A 7,878-nucleotide genomic window follows, 5' to 3' on the forward strand; every position below is an offset into this window, starting at 1 on the left:
CTTTTAAAAGTGCTTAAGCTGTGCATAACTTTGTTGGTAAAGAAGTAAGTTATCCACAATTAAATAGAGAAAACAGTCGAGAAAGTAAAAAGGAGTAAAAATAAAGCGGAGATGCTATAATTTAGTTAGAAGAACTTTTATTTTTTTAATCTTTTTTTAAGAAAAAATAAAAAGACGGCTTCATGTTAAAGTTTTTAGTATTCTTAATAAAGATAGCAACAGAGAAGGAGTGACTTGATGATTAACGGTTCTTTCGTTCAAAAAACGAGAGTAATATAAGGATGAGAATACGATGGGTAAGAAGAAGGCTTGGTTTTTATTATTAGTTTTATTAGGCAATTTATTTGTAACGACTTTTTTTTCAATTGGTCAGATGAAAGTAACGGCTGCTGAAACAGGTCGAGATATCAGTACACTGGAAGGATATGAGGGGAGTATTTTGACAAGTGCGGTTATGACTATCAATGGTAACCCAATCACAGAAAACAATCCCGTTCATGTCGGAGAAGCATTTCAAATTGATTATAAAATCTATATTCCAGATGCGCTGGGTAAAAATATTGAAGATGGTGATTATTTTGAATTTGAACTTCCAGAGGATGCACCGATTCGATTGACCTCTGAAGCGAGTGGAGAATTGATTGATCCGGATGTGAATCTGGTATTTGGTCATTATTATAGTGATGATTCAGGTCATATTCGACTTGTTTTTAATGATAATGTTCATTTGAATGATGATGTCGATGGTGATTTACAATTATCTTTCATGGTCGATGAACGTGAAGTCACTCGTCCAGGTGAGATAGAGGTTTTGATTCCAGGTGTTGGTAGTCAAGAAAATGACGTGATTTATGTTGTTTCTAAAAATCAAAATTATATTGAAAAAACATATGTCGATAGTACGATAAGTGATGGTGGTTTAACAACGATTACTTGGCGAGTAGTGATTAATCCCAAATTAGCGACAATTCATAACCCTGTTTTGGTTGATTCTGCAAATAACGCAACTGCTTATCATTTGAAGGAAGTTTATCAGGGCAATGTTGATTTAGCGACAGGTAATGTCAGAGATGGAGCTAGGGAAAATTGGGGTGTTGATTTTGATGCAGAGGGTCGTCTAGTCATTCCTAAAGAACCTTTAGAAGATGCGTATGTTTTATATATAGAAACGCCTTTAAACTATTCTGCGGGTATTTATCCGAACTCATCAACAGTTATTAAAAATACGGCGACATTGACTGGTGATGGTGTTAATTATTCGGCTACAGCTTCGGCAACAGTTAAAGAAAGAAAAGATATTTCAAAACAAAAAACAGATTATGATCCAGAAACGGGGCTGATTGATTGGACGATTACGTACAATCCGTCAGGTTATGATGTTCCTCAAGAATATGCTTGGTTTACGGATGATTTATCACAATATTCAACGTTTGTTGAAGGTTCTTTAAATGTAGAACCGAATAAAGCATACGAAATAGAGGTTGCAGAGGATTTAAAAAGCTTTAAATTTATCTTTAAGGAAGATATCCATGAGCCCGTTAAGATAACTTATCAATCTAAGGTAACTAAAGAGGGAGCTAACTTTGTTAAAAATAGTGTTAACTCTCATGAAAAAATTGTCGATGTCAATTTTGTTCCAGAAAAGCCTAGCGGTGGTGAAGGCGGTGAAACAGGACCGACGAATAGTTCCATCAAAAAAAGGTGAGTGATAAACAGGTTGCTGAAGGGATCCTGGGATGGAATATTACGATTAACCAAGAGCGAGCGATGTTAGACCGTTGGCAAATTGTCGATCATGTTGAAAACGGCGAAATTATTGCGAATAGCATTTGGGTCCAGGATGTTCAAGGAAAAAATATTTTGACAGAAAAAGAACTTTTGGCAGATAAAGATTATGAATTAACGTATGAAATGTCAGGAGATAAAAGGGTTGGTTTTACCCTGAAATACAATAAAAAAACGGATCATCATTTTCAAATTGCTTATGACACAAAAGTCACTGACAGCCAAAAAAATAAGGCAATCTATACTTATGAAATCAATAAAGTCCCTGGTGAAGATGAAGATGAGGCCAGTTATGAACCGAAACCTGATCCTGAAAATTGGGTGAGTTTAACGAAATCAGGCTCCTTTATTGACTCACTTTATAGCAATATCGATCCACCTGAGTTTCCGGCAGGAGCTAAAGGTGTTTCTTGGAAAATCCTAATTAATATTGGTCGTAAAAAAGTGGGAACAGGTGCAAAATTAACTGATAAAATCCCCGAAGGCCAGAAGTATGTTCCTGGTTCGGCTCGTTTAGAAAAAGAACGTTGGGAAGCAGGTCCCTTTGAGGAACTTCCAGCTCAGAATGTGGTTTATAACGAGGCAACAAACGAGTTAGAAGTGACCGTCCCAGCAGGTGTCAGTTATATGATGCGATTACGTTTTGACACTATTTTTGAAGATCAGTCAGTCTTTCCAACAGGAGAGGTAAAAAATACAGCGTATTATGAAGATGTCAATACGGATAGAACGGCTGTTGTCGGTTCTCTAATGACGGGTTGGCAAGATAATGCCTTAGTTGAAAAAACCGGTGGGGTGAAGACGGGGACCAAAAATACAATGGCTTGGAATGTTGAAGTCAATCCGTTAAGTTATCATTTAAAAAATGTTGAAGTTTTTGATAAAAATTGGGTCAATCAGCGTGTACTACCAGAAACAGTACAAGTAAAGAAAAAGACCGGTGAACGATTACAAGAAAATATTGATTATGTCTTTGATTACACAGAACGTCAATTTTATATAAAATTTTTAAATGATGTGAGAGAGCCCATTGATATTTCTTATGATGCCCAAATTGTTTATCCAAGTGGGTCACGACCGGGTCAACAAATTCCCGTTAAAAATGGGATTACGGTTAAAGGTGACAACTTTAAGATGGAAAGTAATGAAGTCACGGTAACAGAACAAGTTGTTTATCCAGACAGCTCTGGAATTATTCATGGGAAAACCAAAGAACTTCATCTCATTAAAAAAGATAAAAGTAATAATAAGCCATTGGCGGGAGCCGAGTTTACTTTATATCGCGGAAAAGTAAAGGATAAGACAAAAATTGTCGATCGTTTAGTTAGTAATCAACAGGGTGAAGTCTTCTTTGATAAGTTGACCAAAGATGATTATTTACTAGTTGAAACCAAAGCGCCATCAGGTTATGCGATTTCTCAAGAATTAGCCGATGGAAAATTGTATAAAATATCGGACGATGTTCCTGAGGTTCAAACGTATGATTTAATGAATGAAAAAACAAGTGATGAACGTATTGAATTAAAGGCAGAAAAAATTTGGAAAGGGACCCCTGTAACAAAAGAAACACCAGATATTACAGTTTATTTAAGAGCGAACGGAACAGTGGTTCAAGAAAAGAAATTAACGAAAGCCAATGATTATAAAGTGACCTTTACAGATTTGAAAAAACAAGATGAGAAAGGTCAACTCATCCAATATGATATGTTTGAAGAAGACATTCCACATTACAATGGTGAAGCAACTCAAACTGAATCAGGTTGGCTTTTCACTAATACTTATACTGAGGAATTAAATATAAAAGGTGACAAGATTTGGAAAGATTATGACAATGCTTTTAATACCCGTCCAGATGAGATTACGCTTCATCTATATAAAAATGGTCAAAAAGAAGCGACTCAGGTCGTTACCCCAGATAAAAATGGGCGTTGGGCTTATGAATTTACCAACTTAGAAAAATACGATAGTCAAGGTAAAGAAAATAAATATACTGTGGTCGAAGAAAAAGTTCCCGGTTATGTAGGAACTCAAAACGGTTATGATTTTACCAACGAGTATACGAATGATGAAACGATTGAAATCCCAGTCATGAAAATTTGGAAAGATTATCAAAATACACATGATACTCGCCCCAATCAGTTAAAATTTGTGCTTTATCAAGACAATACTAAATTTCAAGAATTGACGTTATCTCAAGAGGATGCTAGTGAAACTAACGAGAGCGTTTGGGAAGGTAAATTTACTGATTTACCTAAATATAGAAACGATGGTGGCGAATTTGAGTATCTCGTTAAAGAGGAATTTTCGGATAGTCGTTATCAATCAGAAAAATCAGCCGAGGGTAATACCTTTACGAATACTTATGTGAATAATGATAAAGTTTCGGTTAGTGGTGAAAAGGAATGGATCAATGACCAAAACAATAAGTTGAATACTCGCCCAGAAAGCATCACGGTTAACTTGTATCGTAATACACAAGGAGCGACAGATATGGATACTTTTGTTGCTTCTCAAGTAGTAAAACCAGATGCCTCAGGAAATTGGCACTATCAATTTAAAGATCTTGATAAATATGATGAACAAGGCCGTTCTTATGTTTATAAAGTAAAAGAGGATAAAGTGCCAGGCTATGAATCAGAATTTGAAGGAAGCACTTTGAAAAACACTTATCAAAACACGGAAAAAACAGCCGTCTTTGGTGAAAAAATTTGGCAGGACAACAACGATAAATTAGGCGCTCGTCCGACTAAAATCAAGGTTCATTTATTACAAAATGGACAAAAATATCAAGAAAAAGAAATTGAAGCAGATGCTTCAGGAGATTGGCGTTATTCCTTTACTGACCTCCCTAAATATGACGAACATTTAGACCCTTATCTTTATACGATTGAGGAAGATCCGATTGAAGATTATACGTCAGAAACACAAGGTTATAACTTAATTAATCATTATCAAAATACAGAGACGACGAAGATTAGTATCGAGAAAATTTGGATGAATGAGATTGTTGGAACAGATATTCGTCCTGAAAAAGTTCAGTTTTTCTTATTACAAAACAATGGACTTTATCGAGAGGATCCTTATGAGATAACTCCAGATGCAAATGGTGAATGGAAGACGACTCTAACGGATTTACCTAAATATGATAATAATGGTGAGGCTTATCAGTATGATATTCAAGAAGTCACAGTGCCAGATTATGATTCGACAGTGGAAGTTGTTCCGTTAGGTGATCCTAATACACTAGGCTTTAAATTAACAAATACTAAAGATCATTCACTAGACACCACGGATTTATCGGGTGTGAAATATTGGGATGATCATGAGAATGTTTTTGGTAAACGTCCAACACAGGCGGTGTTTAAAGAAAAATTAGAGTTGTATCGTAAAACAGAAGGAACGACCGGTATCGGTGAACAGATGACTGAAGCTGTTCCAATGATTACAGATGGAGATACAGCCTCTGAATGGCGTTATACTTATACTGATTTAGCTAAATATGAAGCAGTGACCAATAAACTTTATATTTATACGGTGAAAGAACTGCCGATTGATGAGTATACCTCAACTCAGATAGGAGATAGTTTCATTAATGAGTACCGTAATACTGAAAAAGTGAAATTAGCGGTAAAAAAAGAGTGGGATGATTATAATAATAAATTTAATACCCGCCCAGACGAAATTGAAATTCAGTTAACCCAAGATGAAAGACCTTATGGGGATGTCCGAACGCTACAACCAGATGCTGATGGACAATGGCAAACAGAATTTATTGATTTGCCGAAGTATGACGATGAGGGTGTTCTATATCGTTATAATATTATTGAGGTTTCTGATTTGCAAGATTATGAATCAGTCCTTAAAAAAGAGACGGATACCTCTACGGATGATTTAATTGTATTGAAATTGACGAATACATTCCGTCAGACTGAAAAAACCGCAATTAATGGTGAAAAAATTTGGGATGACTACGATAATAAATTTGGAACACGTCCTGATTTTATTCAAGTTATTTTACTTATTAATGGAATGGAAAGCGATCATAAAAAAATTGTTTTTCCAGACTCAGAAACACAGTTATGGACCTATGAATTTACGGATTTACCGAAGTATGATGGCAATGGTGATGAGTATCGTTATAGCGTAAAAGAAGTAGTTGTCCAAGATTATACCACTCAGATTCCAGATGCTACACAGATAATCAATACTTATCGCAAGACGGATGTCGTTCAATTTAGTGGTAGAAAAATCTGGGAGGATTATGAAAATAAATTTGAAACGCGACCAACGGAAATTAAGTTCAATCTTTTCCAGAATGGGGAGCTGATTGATACTACCGTCGCAACAGGTTCGTCATCAGGAACTCAGGATTGGACCTACGATTTCAATCAATCTTATCCGAAGTACGATGAGGATGGAAATTTATATGACTATCAAGTTTTAGAAGAAGTCGTCCAAGATTATGAAACGACTGAAGTTAATTCAACAGACTTTAAAAACAATTATATTAATAATGAAACCATTGATTTGAAAGGCCAAAAAATTTGGCAAGACTTTTTTGAAAATCAAACACATTCAGTGATTAGTTTTGATTTATATCAAATCGCAGCAGATGGTACACAAACTCAGTTAAAAACAACCCAAGCGAGTGAAGATACTCAGTGGCGCTATGAATTTACGGACTTACCGAAGTATGATGAGCTGGGCGAAGAAATTCAATATCTTGTTAAAGAACAAGAAGTTGAGCATTATACGTCAACTACAGTAGGTTCAGATTTTATCAACCATTATGAAACGACGGAAGTGTCTGGTCAAAAAGTCTGGCAAGATACAGGCTTCGAGTCAGAACGACCACTTTCGATTACGGTGGGTGTCTTTATCGCTGGAACAGAGACGCTAATAAAATCACAAGAAGTGGTTGAGGATTGGAACTTTACATTTACAGATTTACCAAAATATAATCCAGAGAACCAACTCATTCAGTATGAAGTTCGTGAAATTAATCCTTCAGCTAAATATGAAAGTAGTGTGTCAGGAATGACCATCACAAATGTATATCAAACGGTTGATAAGTCAGGTGAGAAACACTGGGAGAATGACGACGATGGTGAGTCTCGTCCGGAGACAATCACGGTTGATTTGTATCAAAATGATACGAAGTATGCGAGCCAAGAGGTCGCATCAGGAAGTGATGGCCGTTGGACCTATGAATTTACCGATTTACCAAAAATTGATGAAGAAGGTAATGAATATGTTTATACCGTCAAAGAAAAAGAGATACCAACGAACTATGAAGTATCTTATGATGGAATGAAGATAACCAATAGTTATCAAACGACCGAAGTATCAGGCAAAAAAATCTGGCAAGACACAGGACATGTGAATAAACGTCCGCAAGCTATTACAGTTGTGTTATATCAAGATGGCGCAGAATACGCTCGTCAAGAAGTTAAAGCGGGTCCTAATGAGGATTGGTCGTACACGTTCACAGACTTACCTGAGTATTCCGAAGGCACGACAACACGTTACACGTACACAGTGAAAGAAGCAGATGTTCCGAAAGATTACGAAAGTAGTGTGTCAGGAACGACGATCACGAACACGTATCAAACGGTTGATAAGTCCGGTGAGAAACACTGGGAGAATGACGGTAAAGGTGAACCACGTCCTGAAACCATCACGGTTGATTTGTATCAAAATGATACCAAGTATGCGAGCCAAGAGGTCGCATCAGGAAGTGATGGCCGTTGGACGTATGAATTTACGAATTTACCAAAAGTCGATAAAACAGGTCAAGAATATGTCTATACCGTTAAAGAAAATAAGGTACCAACGAACTATGAAGTGTCTTATGATGGTCTGAAGATAACTAATACTTATCAAACGACCGAAGTATCGGGTGAAAAAGTGTGGCAAGATAAGGGCCATGAAAAAGAACGTCCCGAGCATATTACGGTTGTCCTTTATCAAGACGGCACAGAATATGCCCGTCAAGAAGTCAAAGCTGGGTCTGAAGGTAAGTGGTCTTATGAGTTTAAAGACTTACCTGAGTATTCCGAAGGCACGACAACACGTTACACGTACACAGTGAAA

The 7,878-nt window shown here is 36.5% G+C and carries 2 protein-coding genes; both read left to right on the forward strand.

Translation table 11 applies throughout. The annotated features are described in order from the left end of the window. The first annotated feature begins 292 nt into the window (after positions 1-292). Positions 293-1,705: an Ig-like domain-containing protein gene (locus tag ACTJFD_RS08475; RefSeq protein WP_442260912.1), complete on the forward strand. Its 1,413-nt coding sequence runs from the start codon at positions 293-295 to the stop codon at positions 1,703-1,705. After that, positions 1,702-7,878: Cna B-type domain-containing protein (locus tag ACTJFD_RS08480; protein WP_442260913.1), on the forward strand; the 6,177-nt coding region annotated here is incomplete at its 3' end. The genes ACTJFD_RS08475 and ACTJFD_RS08480, both read left to right, overlap by 4 nt.

The sequence above is a fragment of the Vagococcus sp. genome, assembly GCF_052102835.1.
Classification (GTDB): domain Bacteria; phylum Bacillota; class Bacilli; order Lactobacillales; family Vagococcaceae; genus Vagococcus.